This is a genomic window from Planobacterium oryzisoli (assembly GCF_015354315.1).
GTDB lineage: Bacteria > Bacteroidota > Bacteroidia > Flavobacteriales > Weeksellaceae > Planobacterium_A > Planobacterium_A oryzisoli.
Window position 1 is genome coordinate 220,088 of record NZ_JADKYY010000001.1, and the last position, 23,105, is coordinate 243,192.

General features: G+C 44.1%; 20 protein-coding genes. 16 read left to right on the forward strand and 4 right to left on the reverse strand.

What is annotated here, in order from left to right:
• Positions 1–55 precede the first annotated feature (55 nt).
• From IC612_RS00995 to IC612_RS01065, 15 genes are all read left to right on the forward strand, one after another.
• Positions 56–1,732: an amino acid permease gene (locus IC612_RS00995; RefSeq protein WP_194738301.1), complete on the forward strand. Its 1,677-nt coding sequence runs from the start codon at positions 56–58 to the stop codon at positions 1,730–1,732.
• Positions 1,733–1,736: 4 nt separating this feature from the next.
• Positions 1,737–2,783: a WD40/YVTN/BNR-like repeat-containing protein gene (locus IC612_RS01000; protein WP_194738302.1), complete on the forward strand. Its 1,047-nt coding sequence runs from the start codon at positions 1,737–1,739 to the stop codon at positions 2,781–2,783.
• Positions 2,784–2,852: 69 nt separating this feature from the next.
• Entirely contained in the window at positions 2,853–4,211 is a 1,359-nt protein-coding gene (gene hemN / locus IC612_RS01005) for an oxygen-independent coproporphyrinogen III oxidase (RefSeq protein WP_194738418.1), read from the forward strand.
• Between the two features lie 241 nt (positions 4,212–4,452).
• Positions 4,453–7,359, forward strand: a complete 2,907-nt coding sequence (gene secD / locus IC612_RS01010; protein ID WP_194738303.1) for a protein translocase subunit SecD — start codon at positions 4,453–4,455, stop codon at positions 7,357–7,359.
• Between the two features lie 118 nt (positions 7,360–7,477).
• On the forward strand, positions 7,478–8,083 hold the full coding sequence (locus tag IC612_RS01015; RefSeq protein ID WP_194738304.1) for a bifunctional nuclease family protein: 606 nt from the start codon (positions 7,478–7,480) through the stop codon (positions 8,081–8,083).
• A gap of 81 nt (positions 8,084–8,164) precedes the next feature.
• Positions 8,165–9,487: a nucleoside permease gene (locus IC612_RS01020; RefSeq protein ID WP_194738305.1), complete on the forward strand. Its 1,323-nt coding sequence runs from the start codon at positions 8,165–8,167 to the stop codon at positions 9,485–9,487.
• Between the two features lie 90 nt (positions 9,488–9,577).
• Positions 9,578–10,759, forward strand: coding sequence for an acetyl-CoA C-acyltransferase (locus IC612_RS01025; protein ID WP_194738306.1), 1,182 nt, complete (start codon positions 9,578–9,580; stop codon positions 10,757–10,759).
• A gap of 115 nt (positions 10,760–10,874) precedes the next feature.
• Positions 10,875–12,365: an MFS transporter gene (locus IC612_RS01030; protein ID WP_194738307.1), complete on the forward strand. Its 1,491-nt coding sequence runs from the start codon at positions 10,875–10,877 to the stop codon at positions 12,363–12,365.
• Between the two features lie 86 nt (positions 12,366–12,451).
• Entirely contained in the window at positions 12,452–13,378 is a 927-nt protein-coding gene (locus IC612_RS01035) for a mevalonate kinase family protein (protein ID WP_194738308.1), read from the forward strand.
• 9 nt (positions 13,379–13,387) lie between these two features.
• A complete protein-coding gene (locus IC612_RS01040; protein WP_194738309.1) occupies positions 13,388–14,335 on the forward strand; it encodes a UbiA family prenyltransferase in 948 nt (315 codons plus the stop codon).
• Between the two features lie 43 nt (positions 14,336–14,378).
• The gene (locus IC612_RS01045) at positions 14,379–15,614 is read left to right on the forward strand and encodes a TCR/Tet family MFS transporter (RefSeq protein WP_194738310.1); all 1,236 of its coding nucleotides are present in this window, start codon (positions 14,379–14,381) and stop codon (positions 15,612–15,614) included.
• A 38-nt stretch (positions 15,615–15,652) separates the two neighbouring features.
• Positions 15,653–16,009, forward strand: coding sequence for a Sec-independent protein translocase subunit TatA/TatB (locus IC612_RS01050; protein WP_194738311.1), 357 nt, complete (start codon positions 15,653–15,655; stop codon positions 16,007–16,009).
• 2 nt (positions 16,010–16,011) lie between these two features.
• On the forward strand, positions 16,012–16,578 hold the full coding sequence (locus IC612_RS01055) for a phosphatase PAP2 family protein (RefSeq protein ID WP_194738312.1): 567 nt from the start codon (positions 16,012–16,014) through the stop codon (positions 16,576–16,578).
• Positions 16,579–16,643: 65 nt separating this feature from the next.
• The gene (locus tag IC612_RS01060; RefSeq protein ID WP_194738313.1) at positions 16,644–18,002 is read left to right on the forward strand and encodes a hemolysin family protein; all 1,359 of its coding nucleotides are present in this window, start codon (positions 16,644–16,646) and stop codon (positions 18,000–18,002) included.
• 18 nt (positions 18,003–18,020) lie between these two features.
• Complete coding sequence (locus tag IC612_RS01065) at positions 18,021–18,326, forward strand: ATP-dependent Clp protease adaptor ClpS (RefSeq protein ID WP_194738314.1); 306 nt, start codon at positions 18,021–18,023, stop codon at positions 18,324–18,326.
• 71 nt (positions 18,327–18,397) lie between these two features.
• Here IC612_RS01065 and tamL read toward each other — a convergent pair whose 3' ends face one another.
• On the reverse strand, positions 18,398–20,968 hold the full coding sequence (gene tamL, locus IC612_RS01070) for a translocation and assembly module lipoprotein TamL (RefSeq protein ID WP_194738315.1): 2,571 nt from the start codon (positions 20,966–20,968) through the stop codon (positions 18,398–18,400).
• Here tamL and IC612_RS01075 point away from each other — a divergent pair.
• A complete protein-coding gene (locus tag IC612_RS01075) occupies positions 20,954–21,688 on the forward strand; it encodes a TrmH family RNA methyltransferase (RefSeq protein WP_194738316.1) in 735 nt (244 codons plus the stop codon). The two genes, tamL and IC612_RS01075, sit on opposite strands and share 15 nt — an antisense overlap.
• Before the next feature lie 46 nt (positions 21,689–21,734).
• On the opposite strand, the gene IC612_RS01080 is transcribed toward IC612_RS01075, so the two are convergent.
• The 3 genes from IC612_RS01080 to IC612_RS01090 all read right to left on the reverse strand — a co-directional run bounded on the left by IC612_RS01080 (position 21,735) and on the right by IC612_RS01090 (position 23,023).
• A complete protein-coding gene (locus IC612_RS01080; protein ID WP_194738317.1) occupies positions 21,735–22,223 on the reverse strand; it encodes a phosphoribosyl-ATP pyrophosphatase in 489 nt (162 codons plus the stop codon).
• Between the two features lie 9 nt (positions 22,224–22,232).
• Positions 22,233–22,541 carry a phage holin family protein gene (locus tag IC612_RS01085; protein WP_194738318.1) on the reverse strand — a complete coding sequence of 103 codons (309 nt, stop codon included), beginning with the start codon at positions 22,539–22,541 and terminating at the stop codon, positions 22,233–22,235.
• 101 nt (positions 22,542–22,642) lie between these two features.
• Positions 22,643–23,023, reverse strand: a complete 381-nt coding sequence (locus IC612_RS01090) for a YtxH domain-containing protein (RefSeq protein WP_194738319.1) — start codon at positions 23,021–23,023, stop codon at positions 22,643–22,645.
• Positions 23,024–23,105: the final 82 nt, after the last annotated feature.

Genomic DNA, 23,105 nt, shown 5'->3' on the forward strand with positions numbered 1-23,105 from the left:
ATCCTTTTAAAAGCCTAGAAAATTTATATTTTTGAAAAAAAACTAAACGATAAGCATGGCAAATATCTGGAGAACGAAACCATTAAATCAACTGCTGGCAGAAGCCGACGAATCTGAAAAAGGACTGAAGAAGACCCTCACCGCAGGCTCTTTAGTTGCCCTGGGAATAGGTGCTATCATTGGTGCGGGACTTTTTTCTATCACAGGAATGGCTGCGGCCAACCACGCCGGACCAGGTATCATGATTTCTTTTATTATTGCGGCTCTGGGTTGCGCTTTTGCCGGACTATGTTACGCGGAGTTTGCCTCCATGATACCAGTAGCCGGCAGCGCCTATACCTATTCGTACGCTACGATGGGTGAATTCATTGCATGGATCATTGGCTGGGACCTGGTCCTGGAGTATGCCGTGGGAGCAGCTACAGTGGCATCGAGTTGGTCCGGTTACCTGGGTAAGTTCTTTTATAATTTTGGAGTAGCACTGCCCGAGCGGCTAATGACCACGCCCTTCGATTTGACCAGCGCAGGAGAAATGGGGATTGTGAATCTTCCAGCGGTGTTTATTGTTGTGGTCATGTCGCTGGTACTTATCAAAGGAACCAGCGAGTCGGCGTGGGTCAACGGTGGCATAGTGGTGCTGAAGGTGGCCATAGTTTTGATATTTATCTTGGTAGGTTTCAAGTATATAAAGCCCGAGAACCTTACACCCCTGATTCCAGAAAACACCGGAAAATTTGGTGAGTACGGCTGGTCCGGTGTCATACGGGCCGCGGCGATAGTGTTCTTTGCCTATATTGGATTTGATGCCGTATCTACGGCTGCTCAGGAAACAAAAAATCCTAAAAGAGCGATGCCAATAGGAATCTTGGGTTCGCTACTTATCTGTACGGTGCTTTATATTGTTTTTGCGTACGTCATGGTAGGCGTAGTACATTATAAGTCGTTTACAGCGGGGGGTGGCTCAGACCATCTGGCACCGGTAGCCATTGCCATTGAAGCGATGGGGGATGTAGTCAACGGCAGGGTGACCCCGGCCTATCCGTGGCTGAATACTTCCATTATTGTAGCTATTTTACTGGGGTATGCTTCGGTAATACTCGTCATGCTTATGGGGCAGAGCCGCGTATTTTATTCGATGAGTAAAGACGGATTGCTTCCGAAAGTATTTTCTGAAATCCACAGTAAGTACCGCACGCCTTTTAAATCGAATGTTTTTTTCCTTGTTCTGGTAAGTCTTTTCGCAGCGCTAATCCCCGGTAGAGTGGTAGGCGAGATGACAAGTATCGGAACCCTCTTCGCCTTTATACTTGTGTGCGCGGGCGTTTTGGTGATGCGTCGTACCCAGCCCGATGCCCCGCGGGCATTTAAAGTCCCACTGGTACCACTTATCCCTGTTCTTGGAATACTGGTGTGCTTTGGAATGATGGCGTTTCTTCCTTTTGACACCTGGATCCGTTTGATATGCTGGATGATGATTGGTTTGGATGTGTATATGTACCGCGGGATTAAGAACTCCTTCCTAGGAAAGCAGAACGGAACCAATGCCGATCCGAAAAATTACCGGATTACCGCCGTGGCAGGCCTTTTATTTACCGCAGTGCTGGCCGTACTCACGTATCTCCACCACCAAAACGCGGTGAGCGATGATTCTGGACTGGTGCTGTTCTCTACCGTTATGGTGGTAGTACATACGGCATACTACGGGTACCACTACATCAAATACAGAAAATAAGGATATGAATTTTAAAGGAGCCTTTAAGACAGCTTTTTTCGCACTGGTGAGTGTGTGCTGCGGCCTTTTATATGGGCAGCATCTGGACACTCTCTACTATGAAAAGGGGCTTAGTATAAGGGCCCTTCATCTGGAAGGAACTACCTTGTACTACGGGGGAAGTAAAGGGCGCGTGGGAACGCTGGATTTAGGTAGGAGTAAAGCGCACAGACAGGTACTTGTAGATTCCACAGGCGCGGAACTTAGAAGCATTGCCGCCCGCGGTGGGGTGCTTTACACCGCCAGTATTGGATCGCCAGCAAGACTCTTTCGCGTGGAGAAAAGCAGCCTTAAAGCGCATAAAGTGTTTGAAGACACCCTGAAGAGTGCCTTTTACGATGCCCTTCATTTTACGCGCCAAGGCGTAGGTATTGCACTAAGCGATCCTCAGGGCGAGCTTCCCTCCCTACTTACATTGGACGGTGGCACCGAAACTTGGAAACGTATAGACCCAAAATCCTTGCCCCCATACCGAACAGGGGAGGCTGCATTTGCGGCTAGCAATTCCAATATCAGCTCCTACGGTGATACAATTTGGTTTGCCACAGGAGGCAGCAGCGCGCGGGTCTTTAGAAAAAAGAAGGATTCCCCGTGGGAAGTTTTTCCTACACCGATTGTACAAGGCAGCCCCTCGCAAGGAATTTACAGTATTGCGTTCTTTGATAGTGAGCGAGGGATAATTGCAGGAGGTAATTACCTTAAACCCGAAGAAAATGAAAAGAACATCGCTGTGACACACGACGCAGGAGAAACTTGGCAAATTGTTGCAAGCGGATCGAACGCTGGGTATACTACGTTTGTAAGCTACAGGCCACAATCGAAGGGCAATGATGTGCTTGCAGTGGGAGACTACCATATATCCCTCTCGCGCGATGGAGGAAGAACCTGGAAGGTACTATTGAAGAGCAAAGGGTATTATGTGGGCGTTTGGGAAAGTCCTACCTCGCTCATTGTTGCAGGTAATGGTCTGATTTCCAGATTGGATTTAAATCCGTTTCTTCAGTCCAAATGACATTTGTCACTATTTAATAAAGCCAGTACTTTTTTTCTCCCGCGAAGTTATTTGTACTTTTGCCTTATGATTCAGTCCTTAATAGATAAATACAATATACCAGGACCACGATACACCTCGTATCCTACGGTTCCTTTTTGGGATGCCGAGTCCTTTACCCCGGAGAAATGGGAGGACTCTGTGCTTAAAGCCTTTAAACACAGCAACGAAAGTGAGGGGATTTCCCTCTACATCCACTTACCATTCTGTGAGAGTTTATGTACCTTCTGTGCTTGCCACAAGCGTATCACAAAACAGCACGGAGTAGAGACACCTTATCTGGAATCCGTCTTGAAGGAATGGGATCTTTATCTTAACCTCTTTAAGGAAAAACCTGTAATCAAGGAGCTGCACCTGGGAGGTGGTACGCCGACATTTTTTTCTGCAGAAAACCTCCGAAAGCTACTGGAAGGCATCTTCGCAAAGGCGGATATTGCACCCCAGCATGAATTCAGCTTCGAGGGCCATCCCAATAACACCACCTATTTGCATCTGGAGACGCTCTACGATTTGGGTTTTAGGCGTTGCAGCTTCGGAGTGCAGGACTACGATCCAATCGTACAAAAAGCAATCAACCGTATCCAACCCTTTGAAAATGTGGAGAAAGTGACCCGATGGGCAAGGGAAATTGGTTATACCAGTATTTCCCACGATTTGGTTTTTGGCCTACCGCACCAAGATTGGGAGAAGATGGAACATACGATTCGTAGGACCATGGAACTCAAACCGGACCGCCTTGCATTCTATTCCTATGCCCACGTCCCTTGGATCAAGGGGGTAGGGCAAAGGGGATTTGATGAAAACGATTTACCAAGCGGTGAGGAAAAACGAAGACTGTACGAGAACGGAAAACAGCTGTTGGAGGAGCTGGGCTATAGGGAAGTGGGAATGGACCATTTCTCCCTGGAGCACGACGAGCTCTACCAAAGTCTTCTTAAAGGAACCATACACAGGAACTTTATGGGGTATTCTTCAAGTAAAACTCTGCTGATGGTGGGTCTGGGAATGAGCGCAATTTCCGACAGTTGGTTTGGCTTTGCACAGAATGAAAAGACGGTGGAAGGGTACCAGAAAATGGTAGAAGAGGGGATTATACCCGTAGTGAAGGGCCATATTTTGAGCAGCGAGGATCTAATCATCCGACAACACATCCTTAATCTTATGTGCCGTTTGACTACGGAGTGGGATTCCTCTAATTATTTCGATGAATTGCCACAAGCTCTGGAGAAACTAAGGGAAATGCAGCAGGACGGATTAGTGGAACTTACTGAAGGTAAGATCCAAATTACAGAGAAGGGACGCCCTTTTACACGGAATGTAGCAATGACCTTTGATTTGAGAATGCTAAGGAATCAGCCTGAGACACGAATATTTTCAATGACGGTGTAACTCTACAAGCACCAAACTCTATGTACTACTGCGCAGGACCTTTTGGATAGGTCCTGCATTTTTATGTTTGAACTTAAGCAGGTGGAAGCGCTACGCATCGGACCGTTTGCAAGCAGGATAGCCAAAGTTGCTGTTTAACACTGTGCTGTGGTTTATTTACCGACCATTTCGTCTGTTAAAAATTCTTAATTCATTTGGAAATCATTATATTTGCCGACTAAAATTTAATGTTGTAATTAAAATGCAAGGAAAAGGACTTATTACAATCGTAGCAATCATTTTGGGGCTGATCTGTCTCAATGAACTGCTACCTACCTGGTATGCAAACAAGGTGGAAAACCAGGCTAATGCGCTGGCGGGAGATGATCCGGTAAAATACCAGAAAGAGCTGGAAAGGCTCGCTGGAGACACTTTGGATCTGGGTTTCACTGAACTGCATTATACTAAGGCCAAAGAAAAAGAAATGAAGCTTGGTTTGGACCTAAAAGGAGGTATAAACGTACTTCTGGAAATCAATCAAAGAGACTTGGTGAATAATTTAACCAATTATTCTACCAATCCTGTACTTCTTGAAGCTCTAGACCGCACGGATCAAGCGCAGAAGAATTCCACCAAGCCGTACATTGAGAACTTCTTTGAGCAGTTCCAGATTGTAAATAAGGAAAAAGGAACAAACCTTAAACTTGCAGACCCTGAGATATTTGGGAATACCAATCTAACGGAAATAAAATTTAACTCAACAGATCAGGAAGTTCAAGACATAGTATCCAAGCGCATCGAACTATCCACCGGTACTGCCTACGAAGTAATACGTACGCGTATTGATAAAATGGGTGTGACGCAGCCCAACGTACAACGTGTTCCCGGAACGGGTCGTATCTCTGTGGAGATGCCGGGGGTTAAAGACATTGACCGCGTCAAGAAAATGCTTCAAACCTCTGCAAAACTCCAATTCTGGGAGGTACAGGAACTGCCTGAGGTATTTCCGTATTTTCAGCAATTAGGGACCTTGGTATCCGTCAAGGCGGATTCCATTGGAGTGCCAAAAGGAACCAACTTTGATAATCTAATCAATATCAATTCCTTGCAGACCAACGGGGTAGCGAATGTAAAGCTCTCCGATACTGCTGTTGTAAACAAGATCTTAAACAGCAAGATTGCTAAGGACGCGCGACCAAGTAATATCAAGTATACCAAATTTGAGTGGGGGTACAAACCGGACTCCGGCAACGAAGGTAATTTAGTACTCTACGCAGTGCGTGGAAACATCAACCAAAAGGCACCAGTAGACGGAGCGGTTGAAACCGCCAATATCAGTTACGACGAACTGGGAAGAATCGTGGTGGACATGCAGATGGACAGTAAAGGAGCGAAGGATTGGGCAACCCTAACAGAGAAAAATGTTGGTAAGCCAGTAGCAGTGACCTTGGACAATGTAGTATACACTGCGCCTAATGTAATTAATAAGATTCCTAACGGTAGAACGCAAATTTCAGGTAGTTTCACCCAAGAAGAGGCACAGGACCTGGTCAATGTACTGGGAGCAGGTAAACTTCCTGCAGGGGCGAAGATTGTTCAGGCCGAAGTGGTAGGACCATCCCTAGGAGCCGAATCCGTTAGCTCAGGAATGTGGTCTTTTGCCATTGCCTTTTTAATTGTTATCATTTACCTTATAGTATACTACGGGGGCGCGGGTGTGTATGCGGTGATCGCTATGACCATCAACCTATTCTATCTCATGGGTATCATGGACTCGGTGGACGCAACTCTTACCTTGCCTGGTATCGCGGGTATTGTGCTTTCCATGGCAATGGCTATTGATGCCAATGTAATCGTGTACGAACGTACGAAGGAAGAGCTATTCGCAGGGAAGAACATCAAGGAAGCCTATAATGAAGGATTCAAATTTTCCCTATCCGCCATCATTGACGGAAATATAACTTCCCTACTTACTGCAGTGGTTCTCTATGTATTTGGAACTGGACCCATCAAAGGGTTCGCAGTAACCTTGGGTATCGGTATTCTAATGTCGATGTTTACCTGTGTACTACTTACCAGGGTCTTGATATTCAACCGCCTGAATAAAGGTAAAGGGCTTTCGGTTTGGACTGCATTTTCCAAGAACCTCTTTAGAAACACATGGTTCGATTTTATTGGTAAAAGAAAATATGCTTATATCTTCTCGGGTATAATCACCGTCATCGCTTTGGCCTCAATCCTTACGCAAGGATTTAAATTTGGAGTGGATTTTAACGGTGGTCGCTCGTATGTGGTACGTTTCGACAAAGATGTTGTGGCTAACGATGCCCAGACAAGTCTTCAGAATACCCTAATAAACAAAGAGGGAGAGGAGAGTGCCGTAGATGTAAAAACCTTCGGTACGGACAACCAGCTAAAGATTACAACCGACTACCGTATTGACGAGGAAAGTCTTGAGGCGGACCTGGATGTAGAGAAGAAAATTTTTGAGGGACTTAAGTCGTATCTACCAAAAGATGCTAAGATTGAATCTTTTAAGGATTCCGGTGCGGACAATTACGGAATTATAAGTTCGGTGAAAGTAGGACCTACGGTAGCCGATGATATCAAGAAAGGCGGGGTACTTGCTTTGGCAATTTCTCTGGTGGGTATTTTCCTTTACATATTGCTGCGCTTTAAAAGGTGGCAATTTTCTACCGGGGCTATTGCATCCCTCGTGCATGACTCCATTGTCATTCTAGGTGCTTATTCTTTACTAAAGAATGTGATGCCATTTAGTATGGAGATCAATCAGGATTTCATTGCCGCGATCCTTACGGTACTAGGTTATTCCATCAACGATACGGTTATTATCTTTGACCGTATTCGAGAGTTTCTGCAGGAGAAAAAATCGCTTACTCTTAAGGCACTATTCAATGATTCTATCTCCAGTACACTGGGAAGAACGTTTAACACAGCCTTTATGACCTTTTTGGTTATTCTTGCAATCTTTATTGTGGGTGGAGAAAATCTACGCGGGTTTATGTTTGCACTGCTTATTGGGGTAGGCTTTGGTACTTATTCTACCTGGTTTATTGCCTCGGCTGTGTCGTACGACTTGCTACGTAAACGCGGTGGAAAGAAAGCAATCGCTAAATTGGAGCCAGAAGACGAAAAAGAAAGGTCTTAACGGGCAGTAATGAACACTGAAAGGTGCTTGGGAAACAATTCCTAAGCACCTTTTTTTTGGATTGGACTTCGGTCTAAAAAATACTCTGAGTTTACCTTTAATATTTTTATATTTGCGTATGGATTACAAACAACTGATAATTCGTGGAATATCCTATAGCCAGACCCAATCGGGTGCCTATGCTCTGCTGCTTGAGCACGAGGATACGGGCGTGAAATTACCTGTTGTCATAGGAAATTTTGAAGCGCAGTCGATCTCGCTTGGATTGGAAAAGGATATTCATCCGCCTCGGCCGCTAACGCATGATCTTTTCTCACAATTTGTGCGAAGTATGCAGTACGAGTTGGTGTCGGTAATAATCTACCAGATAATCGATGGAGTGTTTTTCTCCAATATAAACTTCCGCAGTACGCAAAATGGAGAGGAGCTTATCCTGGATGCTAGAACCTCGGACGCGGTGGCCATGGCAGTTCGGTTTGACGCGCCCATTTACACCACTGCGCAGGTATTAAATGAAGCAGGCATTTTACTTGAATTGGATGAGGCCTCCACTGCATCCTCTGATCATCAGGTAGAACAAGACAAGGCCCATTCCACCAACCTGCAGGCCCTTACCCTGGAAGAGCTTCAGAGTTTGCTCGATCAGGCCGTAAAAGAAGAGGACTTTGATACTGCTCTGGAACTGCAGGAAGAAATCAAACGCAGAAAGAAAAAGATTGACTAAGTTTATATAGTGGCCTCGGCTGATTATCTACTCCCTTATCCGGCGTAGTGATCCACCGGGGCTTTTTATTATTTTGTACTCATGAATTTAAAATTACGACTTACCTTACTGAGCTTCTTACAGTTTTTTGTTTGGGGGGCTTGGCTTACAACCCTTGGAACCTACGGATTTTCCTATAAGCAGTGGAGTGGCGCTGAATTCGGTGCGGTATTTTCCACCCTTGGTATAGCTTCCATATTCATGCCAGCCCTTATGGGGATAGTGGCCGACAAGTGGATTAATGCGGAGAAGCTGTACGCAATACTGCACATTGCGTATGGTGTAACCTTGTTTCTCTTGGCAAAGACAGACGATCCAGGTGTGTTTTTTTGGATCCTTTTGGCAGGAATGTGTTTCTATATGCCTACACTTTCCCTTTCCAATTCTATTTCCTATAAATTGCTCAAGGACAGCCAGTACGATGTAGTTAAGGTATTTCCTCCTATTCGCGTATGGGGAACGATTGGATTTATAGTTGCCATGTGGTGTACCAATATCTTTAGTGACGAACAGTCCTTTTCTACCACAGGTATTGCTATGGGTGAGAGCCTGGCTTCATTCTTCGGTAGTTCTATAAATGCAAACCAGTTTTACATTGCTGGTATGGTAGCCATTTTTCTAGGTGTTTACGCTTTCTTCCTTCCTAAGTGTCCACCGCCAAGACTCATTCGTGAGCAAGCTACTCTTGCTGAAAAATTGGGCCTGGACGCTTTTCGACTCTTTAAGGAAAGGAAGATGGCTCTGTTCTTTGTTTTTTCCATGTTCCTAGGGGCAGCCCTGCAGCTGACCAACATGTACGGCGATACTTTCCTTAAGGATTTTGGATCGGTGGAAGCATTCCGGGATAGTGCGGTGGTACAATACTCCACAATGATCATTTCCATTTCTCAGATTTCTGAGACGGTCTTTATCCTAGCTATTCCTTTCTTTCTAAGACGCTTTGGAATTAAACAGGTCATGCTTATTTCCATGTTTGCCTGGGTGCTGCGTTTTGGGTTTTTTGGATTTGCCGGACCAGAAGGTTGGGGACTTGTACTTATTATCCTTTCCAATGTCATTTACGGGATGGCCTTTGATTTCTTCAATATTTCAGGATCACTGTTTGTGGAATCCACTACCGATAGTAAAATCAGGTCAAGTGCTCAGGGACTTTTCATGATGATGACCAATGGTTTTGGTGCTATTTTAGGAAGCTCGGTGAGCGGTTGGTTAATCGGAACCTACTACACTTTACCTTCAGGGGAAAAGATGTGGTCAGAAATATGGATAGCCTTTGCCCTCTATGCATTGGTAGTTACGGTGTTATTTGCGGTGCTGTTCAAACATAAACACCATAAGGACCAAAGCTTTACCGTGGCGCACTAGTGCCATATCCTTAAACGAATTGCACCCTCTATTGGGTGCATTTTTTTTTGTATTTTTAACCATTCACATACTTTAAAGAAATAATTAGAAATGAAAGAAGTTTATATTGTAGGCGTAGCCCGTACACCGATGGGAAGTTTTATGGGAAGCCTTTCCACTGTTGCAGCAACTAAGCTGGGTTCCATTGCCGTAAAAGGGGCACTAAGCAAGGCCGGTATTGCGTCGGACTTGGTGGAAGAAATCTACATGGGAAATGTACTCCAGGCAGGAGAAGGCCAGGCACCCGCTCGCCAGGTCGCCCTGGGCGCAGGGTTATCTCAAAATACACCCAGTACTACAGTAAACAAAGTTTGTGCTTCGGGAATGAAGGCAGTGGCAATGGCTGCCCAAGCTATTAAGGCAGGTGATGTAGATGTGATCGTGGCAGGAGGAATGGAAAACATGTCTCAGGTGCCGCACTACTTCAATGCCCGTAATGCCACTAAGCTTGGCGATGTGAAGATGCGCGACGGAATGCTTGTGGACGGTTTGACCGATGTATACAATCAAGTCCATATGGGTGTCTGCGCCGAGCAGTGCGCCAAGGAACATGACTTTTCGCGTGAAGATCAGGACCGGTTTGCCAAAGAGTCGTACGAGCGCTCCAAAAAAGCTTGGGACGAAGGAAAGTTTGACTGGGAAGTCGTACCAGTGGAAGTACCGCAAAGAAAAGGAGAACCGCTGATAGTTAGAGAGGATGAAGAATTCAAGAATGTGAATTTTGACCGTATGTCCACTTTGCCCACGGTATTTAAGAAAGACCAAGGAACGGTCACTGCGGCCAATGCGTCTACACTCAATGACGGGGCCAGCGCGCTGGTTCTTGTGTCCGGGGAGAAACTAAAAGAATTGAATCTAACGCCTTTGGCACGTATTGTATCATATGCGGATGCAGCGCACGAGCCGGAATGGTTCACCACTGCACCGGCAAAGGCACTTCCTATTGCACTAAAGAAAGCAAACCTGGAACTTTCCGATATCGATTTCTTTGAATTCAACGAGGCTTTTTCCGTAGTGGGACTCGCTAACAACAAAATTCTTGGACTGGACAGCTCTAAGGTTAATGTGCAGGGAGGCGCCGTTTCATTGGGTCATCCACTGGGAAGTTCCGGATCACGCATCCTCATTACGCTGCTCTCTGTGCTTAGAAACAATAAAGGCCGTTACGGCGCCGCAGCTATCTGTAATGGTGGTGGAGGGGCAAGCGCAATGGTTATTGAAAACCTATCGTAGAACAGTGCTCTAAAGCCTCTATTTTTAGCTACGTTACTATAAACCATTAAGAAGTACTTTATTTGAGGTTTTTCTTAATGGTTTTTTTACTTTTGTGAAAACAATGTCTTCTTTTATGCAAGATTCTACTGGCTCCCAGTCCCCGCTGATTAAGAACAATCCAAAGATTATGAAATCGTGGGCGTTTTATGATTGGGCGAATTCGGTGTATTCCCTAGTGATTACTTCGACGATTTTTCCCATCTACTATTCCATCCTAACCACGCAGACTCAAAAGAAGGAGTTCATAGCCGATCAGAACCGCTGGATTGATGTTCCGGTGCGTCATCAAATCGAATTATTCGGTGAGTCTTACCATCCCGATGCAGTGTATGGGTACTCCCTGACCATTTCTTTTTTCATTGTAGTACTTCTTTCTCCTTTTCTCTCCTCGCTGGCCGATACGATTGGAAACAAAAAATCCTTTCTGCAGTTCTTCTGCTACCTGGGCGCCACGTCCTGTATGGGACTGGCGATGTTTACCGGTATGGAGAATGTCTTTTTGGGTCTACTTTTCAGTATAACTGCCAGTGTAGGCTTCTGGGGAAGCCTTGTGTTCTATAACTCGTTCTTACCCGATATTGCTACCCCAGACCGCCAGGATGCACTTTCGGCTAAAGGGTATGTGTACGGATACATAGGATCGGTAGTACTTGTGGTGGTATGTCTTCTGCTAATTATGGTCGCTGCGGACACGGAAAAAGAGCGTTTGCTGTATACCCGGATAAGTTTCCTTGTGACGGGTGCCTGGTGGTTTGGATTCTCCCAGTATACCTTCAAGCACCTACCAAAATTTGGAGAGGTGCGCGATAGACTTCCTAAGGATCTCGTTCTACTCAATTATAAAAATATCTTTAACAGGCATCAGGAGCAAGGCGGTTTCTTTGAAGTCCTTAAAGACAATATTGCATTTTATCTAGATGTGGGTAGAGAAAGTTTCCGGGAACTGTATAAAGTGGGTGGCAGGCTTTTTCAAGACACCAACTTGAAATTTTTCCTCTCAAGTTTCTTCTTTTACAGTGTAGGAATGCAGACGATATTTCTAATGGCTACCCTTTTTGGGAAAAGTGAGATTAATCTCGACCAGGGCAAACTCATCGCTACGTTGCTCATCATTCAGATTGAGGCAATCATAGGTGCGGTTGTTTTTTCCCGTCTCTCTAAGAGAATCGGCAACAAGAACGTGATTTCCATAGCTGTTGCTCTTTGGATTGTGGCGTGTTTGTCGGCGTACTTCTTAAATAAAGAAAATCCATACGTTGAGTACCAGTTTTACGCCGTAGCGGCGATCGTTGGGTTAGTAATGGGTGGACTTCAGGCCATGTCGCGTTCCACTTATTCCAAACTGCTTCCAGAGAACTCCATGGATAATACCACGTATTTCAGTTTTTATGATGTACTGGAAAAACTCGCTATTATTTTAGGTACGTTCATCTTTGCAACGCTTATTGATGAGTTTAACAATATGCGGTATGCAGCCCTCTCTATGGTAGTGTTTTTTGCCGTGGGACTGGTTCTGATACGCTTTGTGAAAATTAAAATGCTTGCGCACCGAGAAACCCTCTGAGGCAATTGATAGTGAATGAGTTCGGTATAATGTTTGCTAAAAGCTAAAGGATTATTTAGTATCTTTGCACAGTAGAGTCTAAAACTATGACCAACCCTTTATTTTACGCTAAAATCCTGCTTTTTGGAGAATACGGAATTATTGAAGATTCCCAGGGTCTGACTCTGCCTTACAGTTTCTATAAGGGAGCCCTAAAGTTTTCATCACTTCAGACCGATTTCGAACGCCGAAGTAATGAAAGCTTAAAGCAGTATGCACATTATCTCCAAACCCTGGAGCTTCCACTGGAGTATGCTTTGGACTTAAAGCAACTGGAAAAGGATTTGCGGGAAGGATTGTTTTTTGATAGCAATATTCCACAAGGATACGGAGTAGGAAGTTCCGGTGCTTTGGTGGCAGCGATTTTTGAGCGTTACAGTGTCGAAAAATACCAGGCTGAAACCATCTCCAAAGAACAGCTAAAGGATTTAAAGCGCATCTTTGGACAACTGGAGAGCTATTTCCACGGTACAAGCTCGGGTATAGATCCACTAATCTGCTATATGAATCTTCCGATACTAATTGAGAATCGCGAAAGCGTGGATAAGGTAAGTCTTCCGGCTCAAAAAGAGGGGAAAGGAGCCATCTTTTTGATTGATTCTGGCGAAGTGGGAGAGACTGGACCAATGGTACAGATCTTTTTTGAGAAGATGAAAACAGAGGGTTTTAGAAAGACATTGAAAGAAGAATTTATTCGTTATAATAACGCCTGTATAGACCATTTCTTAAAGAAGGATATGAATCCTTTCTTTAAGAATCTTCGTGCGCTCTCACTGTGGGCATACGATCATTTCAAACCCATGATTCCTAAAAGTCTCTATTCTGCATGGAAGGACGGCCTCGATACGAATGCCTATTATCTTAAGCTATGTGGCAGTGGAGGAGGAGGATATATCTTGGGATTTACAAAGGATTATCCTAAAGCCGAAAAAATGCTCCAGGGTTTTGAAAAGGAGGTGATATACAGATTCTAAAACATTGCCATGGACCGACCTGACTTGCCTAAAGCGGAGCAATGCAACAAATCAGGCGCGTCGCTCCACAAAGAATTTCCCTTTCTCCAGCGCTTTTCGAAATTAGTGAGCTTGCTACTGAGCATGCGTATTTTTGTGCTTCTTCTTTTTACTGCGACACTTTATATTTCCACGTATTTCCTTTTCCGTCAGGAAGAATCCCTTCGTCAGTTTGTATTTGATTACAAGGTGCACGGAATAATACTTTGCTCCCTATTGAGCATAGCAGCGGGAGGGATAATAAATACATTCTACGATCTAGAGAAAGACAGGGTACAGCGTCCTTTCAGGGCACGGCTACAGGGTTTTTTAAAACAAAAATATTTTCTGTATTCGTACCTAAGCCTCAATCTGCTTTCCCTTGGAATCGCTTTTTTCTTATCTCCACGCATATTTTTGTTTTTTCTGGTCTACCAGTTTCTTATGTGGCTCTACAGTCATAAACTAAGTAAATGGATGGTGGTGAATAACTTAAGCTTTGTATCACTGACCCTTTATCCTTTTTTCGGAATGCTGGTGTACTACAGCCATTTTTCGCTGCTGCTGTTCTCCATGGCCATCTTCCTTTTTATCGTGCTTCTCGTGGTGGATATTACCAAAGACTTTCTTACGCTCCGCCCGGACGCCCTGTTTGGTTACGCTACCATGCCTTTGAATTTAGGGATTCGTACTGCAGCCTTTATTTTAGCATTTTTGCTTGTTTTAGGGGCTTTTAGCGCAGTACTGGTACTTACCTTTCTGCCCGTCAAGGACCTTCTGTACTACTATTTTTTCACCTCCATAGCAGTGCTTTTATTAGGTCTTCTGAATTTGATACGTTTTCGTCTAAAGAAAATGTTTTGGATGCTTACATTCTACAGGCTGTGGATCTTTGTGGGGGTACTTACCATGCTCATCAATGGGCTCTTTTACCATTAAATGCAACTCTCCGTACTGGTTAATTAATTAACTTTGCGCTCTTATGGTAAAGAAAGAGCAGAAATCGGCAGCCATCGGTTTTATCTTCATCACCCTTCTTATAGATATTACAGGGTGGGGTATAGTCATTCCTGTGGTACCTGCTTTGATCGAAGAACTTATTCAGGCGGACATCTCAGAGGCAGCCAAGTATGGAGGATGGCTTAGTTTTTTGTACGCTTTCATGCAGTTTGTATTTGCCCCCGTCCTGGGGAATTTAAGCGACCGTTACGGCAGACGCCCAATCATTCTTTTCTCTCTGCTCGGATTTTCCATCAATTTTTTTCTTCAGGCCTGGGCTCCGACCATTTTATGGCTTTTTATAGGTAGGATATTCTCCGGTATTACCGGTGCAAGCATCACTACCGCCAGTGCGTACATAGCAGATATTTCGGACGAATCCAACCGAAGCAAGAACTTTGGAATGATTGGTGCCGCCTTTGGTCTTGGTTTCATCATAGGTCCGGTCATTGGGGGTCTTTTAGGGCAGTACGGGCCCCGAATTCCATTTATTGCAGCAGGTATCCTCTGCCTTATAAATTTTCTCTACGGGTGGTTTGTTCTACCGGAGAGCCTTGATAGTTCCCACCGAAGAAAATTCCAATGGAAACGTGCCAACCCGGTGGCAAGCCTCTACGGCATAAAGCGCTATCCAAAGATTGTTAAACTGATGGTGGCCTGGTTTCTGGTGTACATTGCAGCCCATGCCGTACAGACTAACTGGTCGTTCTTTACTATGTACCGCTTTAACTGGGATGAGAAGATGGTGGGTATTTCTCTGGGAGTGATGGGCGCACTTACGGCCTTCGTTCAAGGGTTTCTGATTCGAAGACTCCATCCTCGCATCGGAAACGAGCGCAGTATCCTCTACGGAATTGTATTCTATGCTGTAGGCATGCTGTTATTTGCATTTGCTGCAGATTCCTGGATGATGCTGGTAATACTACTGATTTACTGTTTGGGAGGAATTGCAGGTCCGGCCCTTCAGTCGCTTATCACCTCCTTGGTTCCTGCCAACGAACAAGGGGACTTACAGGGTGCACTAACCAGCGTAGTAAGTCTCACCTCTATCATTGGTCCTCCGCTGATGACCAATGTCTTTTATTATTTTACCCACGATACGGCGCCGTTTCTCTTCCCGGGAGCACCATTTTTCTTGGGCTTTCTCCTTATGGCCCTTAGCGCCTATTTCGTATATATCGTATTCCATAAGAAACGTTCTACTGCACACCAGGTATAGAGCGAAAATAAGTGAAAAATGTTTCGTAATTTCGCACAATGGAATTAGGATTTATGGAAATGGTCGTTATCGCATTGGCCATTGTAGTTTTGTTTGGCCCGGATAAATTGCCTTCCATTGCCAGGGACCTTGGGTCGGGCGTGAGAAAAATGCGTGGCGCCGTGGAGGACATAAAATCCGAGATTCTAAAAGAAGCCGACAATCCGGTTTCGGAAATTAAAAAGGAAATTGAAAAAGTAAAGCAGGCGGCCAGGGATTTTGACCCTATGGCGGAGAATGCCATAAAAAAATCCACTCTGGAAAGCCCGGTTCGTGACAAGGAGGAGGCTGTAGGTACTACTCCTACTATAGCTCCCTCCGAGGATGAAAACTATCAGGGCCCTGTCCGAAGATAAGTATGGAGGCACTTCTAAATTTTGACCGCGAACTACTTCTATTACTTAACCCTTTAGGATCCCCTGCGTTTGATTCCTTTTGGATCATTGTTTCTGGGACTGCAGTGTGGATACCGCTCTACGTGGTGTTTCTTTATCTCTTAAAAAAGAACAACAGCTGGAGAAACATGGCCTTTATACTGCTTTTCATTGCTCTGGGAGTAACCACCTCCGACCAACTTGCAAACGTATTTAAATACGGCATCGAGAGGTTAAGGCCCTGCCACGAACCTTCACTAGAGGGGCTGATTCGGGAAGTGAAATGTGGTGGAAGTTTCGGATTCTACTCTGCCCATGCCTCCAACACTTTTTTCCTAGGTACTTTTCTCACCCTTCTTTTGGGCAAAACCTACAGGCTGCTCCCATGGGCGCTTTTCCTCTGGGCAGGGACTGTGGCCTATAGCCGCATTTATTTAGGTGTACACTATCCACTTGATGTGCTGTACGGTGCTTCAGTGGGATTCTTACTGGGTGGATTCTACGGTGCACTCACCCGGAAAGTACTTTCTAAACGTGCGGCAGCTGTGTAGAGGAGCCGGTGCCGGAAGATGGAAAAAATGCATATCTTTGCAGCAACTGTTTATTAAAATTGTAAATGGACTCGGACATAGTCAAAATTCTATTAGCTTTATTTCTCGTACTTCTTAATGGCTTTTTCGTAGCCGCTGAATTTTCCATAGTTAAGGTCCGGTACTCCCAGATCCAAATTAAAGCAGCCGAGGGTAATTCCATGGCCAAGCAAGCGGAACATATCATTAAACACCTGGATGAGTACCTATCCGCGACTCAGCTAGGAATTACCTTAGCGTCACTGGCTCTAGGTTGGGTAGGGGAAAGTGCAATGCACCACATTATAGAAAACATGTTTCTGTATTTTGAGATTGCACTGGATTCCACCACCATAACCACGATAGCACTTATTATAAGCTTTCTGATTATTACCGTGATGCATATCGTCTTCGGGGAACTTATTCCTAAGTCTATTGCTATCCGTAAGGCCGAGCCCACCACCATGGCCATTGCCATGCCGCTTCGCTTTTTCTATATCCTGTTTCGTCCGTTCATATGGTCGATGAACCATATGTCCAATGCATTTTTGCGTTTGATTAAAATTCATCCAGCGTCGGACCAGGAAATCCATTCCACTGAGGAGCTTCAGCTGCTTGTTAAGCAGAGTGCAGACTCTGGAGAGATTCAAGAGGAGAATTATGAGATTATAAAAAATGCCTTTGATTTCACGGACCATTCCGCAAAGCAGATCATGGTTCCGAGGCAGAATATTCTCTCGATAGATATCGAAGATCCTGTAGAGGAGATCATAGAACAGATTATGGACAGTGGATATTCCCGTATACCGGTCTATGAAGATTCTATCGACAATGTCATAGGGATCTTTTATGCCAAGGAAATTGTACGCGAATATATAAAGCGTAAAGGAGCCATTGACCACGATGTACTTCGAAGCCTTATGAGAGAAGCATTCTTTGTTGTAGGGAGCAAGAAAATTTCCGATTTGATGAAAGTCTTTCAACAAAAGAAGCAGCACCTAGCTATCGTGATCGATGAATTCGGTGGAACGGAGGGAATTATCACCTTGGAGGACATATTGGAAGAACTGGTGGGTGAGATCCAGGACGAGGAAGACGATGAAGTGAAAATTGTAGATAAAGTAGGGGATAATATCTTTTGGATTCAGGCAACTCAACCACTGGAAGAGATAAATGAACATCTTCCCCAACCCTTTCCACTCTCGGAGGAAGGAGAATTTAATACCCTTGCAGGATTTATTCTTCACGAACTGGAAGAAATTCCGGAAGAAAACCAGGAGTTCGATATGAACGGATACCATTTCAAAATTCTCAAGATGAACAACAAGAGCGTGGAAATCGTGGAACTGCAATACAAAACGAGCACTACTCTCGACAACTTGGCAGAGGAGCTCGGTGATATGTAAACCCCGACGAATCTAATTATGTGCAATACAACCGCTATACACTTATACGAGAAGCCCCAGCGTGAATACGAACAGGATGTAGATGTGCTGGAGAAAACCTTTGAAGAGCATAAACTCGTACTGTGGAACGACGATGTAAATACATTTGATTTTGTAATAGAAAGCCTCATTGAGATCTGTGGCCATACTTTGGAACAGGCAGAGCAGTGCACTCTATTAGTACACTACAAAGGTAAGTGTACCGTAAAGACAGGACCACTCGAACTACTCGAACCCATGCACAAGAAACTTCTCGAACGTAGCCTGACAAGTGAGATTGTCTAAACGTATAAAATAAAGAATCCCCTTAATCGAATGCCCCCAAAAAGTAAGACTTTTTAGGGGCATCATTGTATTTAGAACGGATAGCCGAAAGCGAAATTTATAGTTGGTTTAAGGGGCTGCCATTTGCTAATGACCCACCGTTCACCCAGTGGCCTGTTGGGGTCGTGCACCTTCCAGGCGGCATCAAGTCTTAGTGTGATATAAGCCACGTTCACTCGTAAGCCCAGACCTGCTCCCACACCCATCTGTGATAAAAATTTGTTGAAACGGAACTCGTCACCAAATCCACTGTCTTTAAGATTCCAGATGTTTCCGGCGTCCACAAAGGCAGCACCTTCAAACATCTCGGTAAAAGGCATGCGGTATTCCACGTTTGTGGTGAGTTTAATATTATCCATTACATATGCACGAATCCTTTCATCCAACTGTGAATCGGCGGGGCCAAGTCCTCCAAATACCCTCCATGCGCGGATATCGTTGGACCCTCCGTTGAAGTAGGAACGAATGAAAGGCATACTGGTGGAATTGCCGTAAGGGATACCAACTCCAATAAATTGACGCAGTGCAAGGGTATGTTTGCCCTCAAAAAATTGGAAGTATTTGCGCACATCCAGATCTACTTTCACAAACTGCGAGTAAGGGATGTCAAAAAGGGTTTTTTGGGTGTTTTGGGAGGCTATACCCTCAGTTTGTGTTTGCTTGGCCACCAGTCCCAGCAGATTCCCCGCCGTTTCAATTTTACCATTAAAGTAAAACGGATTGAAACGGTCTTTTTTACCTATTTCGTTATAGATGAAATTGTAAATGATAGAGGATATAAGAACATCCTGCGTTTGTCTGTCCTTATTGATAAGAGACTGTCTGAAGTTATTGAAAAGATCCAGTCCATCACCTTCTAAACCTTCCTGAAAGGGCTTGTCTTGAATAATGATGGAAGAAACTTCATCGGAGGTAATCTGTTCGTTTAGGAACTGATTGTACAGCTCAGGGGAATACGTTTGGAACATTTGGTCCCGGTATTCTCCTTCCCTCGGGAAGTACTCGTAATACCTTTCTTTATTACGCGTCAAACTCAACTGGGTGTTGAAGATTGAGAGACGGTGGTTGACAATGTCATTTACATTGGCAAAATAATTTAAACCGGTATTGAACGTAATCCTGCCCAGTCCAATGTTATCTTGTATCGATACTCCCATATTTATATTGGAAGTAGGAGAGTAGCGCTTAGGTATAAGTTTATAGTAAGAGACTGGAAGCAATAGGCGTGGGAAGTTTAGGGTAGCTTGCGCCGAAGCTTCATAAGCAAGAGAACGCTTTTCTGGATCTTTGGAATTTTTCACTGCTCCAAAAATACCCGAAACCCCAAGGGTTAAGTTTTCCGCACCTCCAAACACATTACGACTAGTGAGATCCACCGAAGGTGCCAAACCAAAGTTCAGGATCTGGGAATAACTCACATCCATGGCCGTTCTAAGGTCGTACTTAGGCAGAGGCGCCAGGTAGTAGGCAACATCGATGATGGAATCGGAGTTCTTTCTGAAATCCTCTTCGTAGCTAATCAGCGAGAAGTTGTTCATCGCATTGATATTACGCTTGGTAAGATCAAAATTACGCTGGCTATAAGTCTCACCCGGTGCAAGTATGATAGGGCGCCACAAAGCGCGTGTCTTGTACTGATTGTCCAACTTATAGAAATTGATGCCACGTAGAGAATCCTTTTCAGTATCCGGTACGTCGGCAAGTGTTTCCAGGACGTAGACCTTTATATCTCCGATGGTGGATTTCTTATAAGGTGACCCTAAGGAATCCTTCCGAATGTCCATCACAAGGGGCACCTGTTTTCTACTAAGTAAGGTGTCGGCAGTAAAATAAATTTCTTCGTTGGAAGAGTTGAAACGGTAGTATCCTTCATCGCGCATTTGCTGCGTGATACGGCGTACTTCGTCTTCCAAATTTGTCTGATCCAGTACTTGGCCACTGAGCACATGGCTTTTACGGTACTGCTCTTCATAGAGCGATTTTATATTGGGATCCGGTATATCGTAATAGTATTCGGAAATGTAGGTAGGATCCTTATGCTCGACCAAATAATCGACTGTGGCTTTTTTTGCAGCGGAATCCAAGTTGTGCTTGTAATCTACCTGTGCATCCCAATAACCGCGGTATACCAGTCTTTTACGTATATTTTCTGCACTTGATTCGGTTTTGCTCTGATCCAAGATGACCGGCGGTTGCCCGATGGTGTGTAAAAAGCGGTCGACAAATAGATTCTTTCCTACTTCCTCCGGCATATCGTACTTTATGAAGAGGGAGTCACGCAGTTTTTGGTTACGAATCTCACTGGGATAGGTCATGTATTCTGTTAAGATCGTATCGTATTTGGGATTGGCCAAATTGTACGCCCAAAGTCCAACAGGTAGCACAAAAAGGGACTTCTTATTGGGCTTCTGACTTACGTAGTCTTCCAGTTCGTCACTATGGACCTTGGATTCTGGATAAATGAAATTGTTGTCTACCAACAAATAATCCCCGTCCGGGACTTTTTTGGTAGTGCTGCAGGCATAAAGAAATCCAAGTGTGGTTGCAGCTGATAAAAATATATGATACTTTTGAAGATATTTCCTGAAATGCTTACCGCTCATACGATCAAAGTTATACAGTCTTTAGATAAAAAGAAGTTCCGACAAAAATACAATTTGTTTTTGGTGGAAGGTTCAAAAACCATTCGGGAACTGATTGATTCCCGGCATAAAGTTAATCAAATATTCACTACAGCTGAAGCGCAGGGAAATTTCGTAGAATTTCCTGAAAATATAGTAACTCTTGTAACCAAGGCTGAATTACAAAGGGCGAGTCTGCTTAAGAACCCTAAAGATGCGCTGGCTCTATGTACCTTAGAGGCACCCGCAGAGTTAAAATCGGTACCGGTAACCCTGGTGCTGGATTCTTTACAAGATCCAGGTAATTTGGGAACCTTGATTCGGCTTGCAGACTGGTTTGGGATAGAACAGATTGTGTGCAGTCCCGACACGGTGGATTTATACAGTCCCAAAGTGATTCAGGCTTCTATGGGCTCATTTACTAGGGTACATGTGGTGTATACGGACCTGATGGAATTTCTAAAAAACTCACCGCATCCCACCATAGGAACGGATATGGAAGGTGAAGACCTCTACAAATTCGATTTTCCCGACCACTATAATTTAGTACTTGGAAACGAAGGGAACGGTATGAGTAAGGAAGTGCGGGCCTGTCTGGACACCACCATTACTATTCCGCGCTTTGGAAAGGCTCAAAAGACCGAAAGTCTTAATGTCTCGATGGCCGCTGGAATTATTTTAGGTGTAAGTCAACGCAAATAAAAAATGCCCCGAAAAATAGACTTTTAAGGGGCCGTTGGATGCTTTGTTAAATGAGTTTTTCCATACTGGAAATACTTTGCTTTTTCTGAAACTCTTCGACTTTACTACGAACGAAGCGTAGTGCAAAAGGAAGTAAGTACACAAGTGCAAGTCCCAGAAGTTTGCCCTTCCAGCTTTTACTTGCCAATCCCTTCCTGGCTAAATTACCAACGAAGGCCACGCTGCCTAATTTAAGTGTGGTTTCAAGGATAGAGCTATCCAGTCCTTTATTATCAAAGGCAATAAGTGAATTGCTTTGGGAACGCAGTGTTAGGAAATTTCCAACCTGTCTGGCTATATGTCCTGTGCGAAGAGCAAGTTTCTTTTCTCCTGATTCATCGGTCTTTTCCGTAAAATAGGAATCGCTTGCACCATCTGTTATTTTGCTTAAGGATGCTCGTGGATTCTCAAAGGTTATCAGGGCTTCCAGCTCACCTACTTCCTGCTTAAGTAGCGCTTTTTTTCTTTTAAGCTCTTCCAAATTCGAATATTTCATTTCCATGGCTTATGCATTTATTAGTGCTATTATTTTATTGGCAACTTTGTTAGTAATGGACTTTCTAAAAGCAACGACAAGCGCCAGTAGTAGCAGATAAAAGCCCGCTACTATTAAAACGCCGTACCCGTAATTACCAAGTAAAGAGCCTATCCATAATCCTATGCCAATATTAAATAGTATAAGGAAGAATAAGCCACTTATGGATGCGAGAATCAGAAAAGTAAGAGTCCCTGCGCCCAAAGAGGATTTTTCGGTAGCTTCCATTTTTAAAAGCTCCAGCCTTTTACTGGCATATTGCTTCACTAAATCAATCATCGTCAGTAGTTTTTAATTTTACAAAAAATGGGAAACTTTGGTTTGAAGTTTCCCATAACTTATTTTTAGAATGCGCTATTAATTCTAAAGATTTTCAAGAATTACTTCAGGGCATCAAGTTCTGTTTCAATATCTCTGGAAGCATCTGCTACAGTACCCGCTGCTTGCGACTTATATTTATCATACCCTTCCTTTACAGAAGAGGCCACTTTATCAGCAGTATCTTTCACCTGTGAAGCGAGGTGGTCTACTTGTTCCTTAACTTTTCCAGATACATTTGAGTATTCCTCTTTTACCTTCTCTGCGGTTTTTTCATACTCTTCTTTAGCTTGATGAGCTAAATCGTCTGCTTTTGTTTTTAGCTTTCTTCTGGTTTCTTTACCTTCTTCTGGAGCGTAAAGCATACCTAGTACCACTCCCGCAGCAGCTCCTGCTAGTAAACCGGCTAAAACTGCACCTGCATTATTCCCTTTTTTTGACATTTTTTTATGTTTTTAGTTGGTTAAAAAATAGTTTAATTTTCTTGTCATAAAGGTACAATATAAATGCCATGAGCTAAATTGG

What these genes read in the sequence shown, in the direction of transcription:
- IC612_RS01065 (WP_194738314.1), top strand. Translation starts at nt 18,021, where the DNA reads ATGTGCAATACAACCGCTATACACTTATACGAGAAGCCCCAGCGTGAA.
- IC612_RS01040 (WP_194738309.1), top strand. Translation starts at nt 13,388, where the DNA reads ATGGACCGACCTGACTTGCCTAAAGCGGAGCAATGCAACAAATCAGGC.
- IC612_RS01035 (WP_194738308.1), top strand. Translation starts at nt 12,452, where the DNA reads ATGACCAACCCTTTATTTTACGCTAAAATCCTGCTTTTTGGAGAATAC.
- tamL (WP_194738315.1), bottom strand. Translation starts at nt 20,968, where the DNA reads ATGAGCGGTAAGCATTTCAGGAAATATCTTCAAAAGTATCATATATTT.
- IC612_RS01080 (WP_194738317.1), bottom strand. Translation starts at nt 22,223, where the DNA reads ATGAAATATTCGAATTTGGAAGAGCTTAAAAGAAAAAAAGCGCTACTT.
- IC612_RS01020 (WP_194738305.1), top strand. Translation starts at nt 8,165, where the DNA reads ATGAATTTAAAATTACGACTTACCTTACTGAGCTTCTTACAGTTTTTT.
- IC612_RS01050 (WP_194738311.1), top strand. Translation starts at nt 15,653, where the DNA reads ATGGAATTAGGATTTATGGAAATGGTCGTTATCGCATTGGCCATTGTA.
- IC612_RS00995 (WP_194738301.1), top strand. Translation starts at nt 56, where the DNA reads ATGGCAAATATCTGGAGAACGAAACCATTAAATCAACTGCTGGCAGAA.
- IC612_RS01045 (WP_194738310.1), top strand. Translation starts at nt 14,379, where the DNA reads ATGGTAAAGAAAGAGCAGAAATCGGCAGCCATCGGTTTTATCTTCATC.
- IC612_RS01000 (WP_194738302.1), top strand. Translation starts at nt 1,737, where the DNA reads ATGAATTTTAAAGGAGCCTTTAAGACAGCTTTTTTCGCACTGGTGAGT.
- IC612_RS01075 (WP_194738316.1), top strand. Translation starts at nt 20,954, where the DNA reads ATGCTTACCGCTCATACGATCAAAGTTATACAGTCTTTAGATAAAAAG.
- IC612_RS01055 (WP_194738312.1), top strand. Translation starts at nt 16,012, where the DNA reads ATGGAGGCACTTCTAAATTTTGACCGCGAACTACTTCTATTACTTAAC.
- secD (WP_194738303.1), top strand. Translation starts at nt 4,453, where the DNA reads ATGCAAGGAAAAGGACTTATTACAATCGTAGCAATCATTTTGGGGCTG.
- IC612_RS01090 (WP_194738319.1), bottom strand. Translation starts at nt 23,023, where the DNA reads ATGTCAAAAAAAGGGAATAATGCAGGTGCAGTTTTAGCCGGTTTACTA.
- IC612_RS01015 (WP_194738304.1), top strand. Translation starts at nt 7,478, where the DNA reads ATGGATTACAAACAACTGATAATTCGTGGAATATCCTATAGCCAGACC.
- IC612_RS01025 (WP_194738306.1), top strand. Translation starts at nt 9,578, where the DNA reads ATGAAAGAAGTTTATATTGTAGGCGTAGCCCGTACACCGATGGGAAGT.
- IC612_RS01060 (WP_194738313.1), top strand. Translation starts at nt 16,644, where the DNA reads ATGGACTCGGACATAGTCAAAATTCTATTAGCTTTATTTCTCGTACTT.
- IC612_RS01085 (WP_194738318.1), bottom strand. Translation starts at nt 22,541, where the DNA reads ATGATTGATTTAGTGAAGCAATATGCCAGTAAAAGGCTGGAGCTTTTA.
- IC612_RS01030 (WP_194738307.1), top strand. Translation starts at nt 10,875, where the DNA reads ATGCAAGATTCTACTGGCTCCCAGTCCCCGCTGATTAAGAACAATCCA.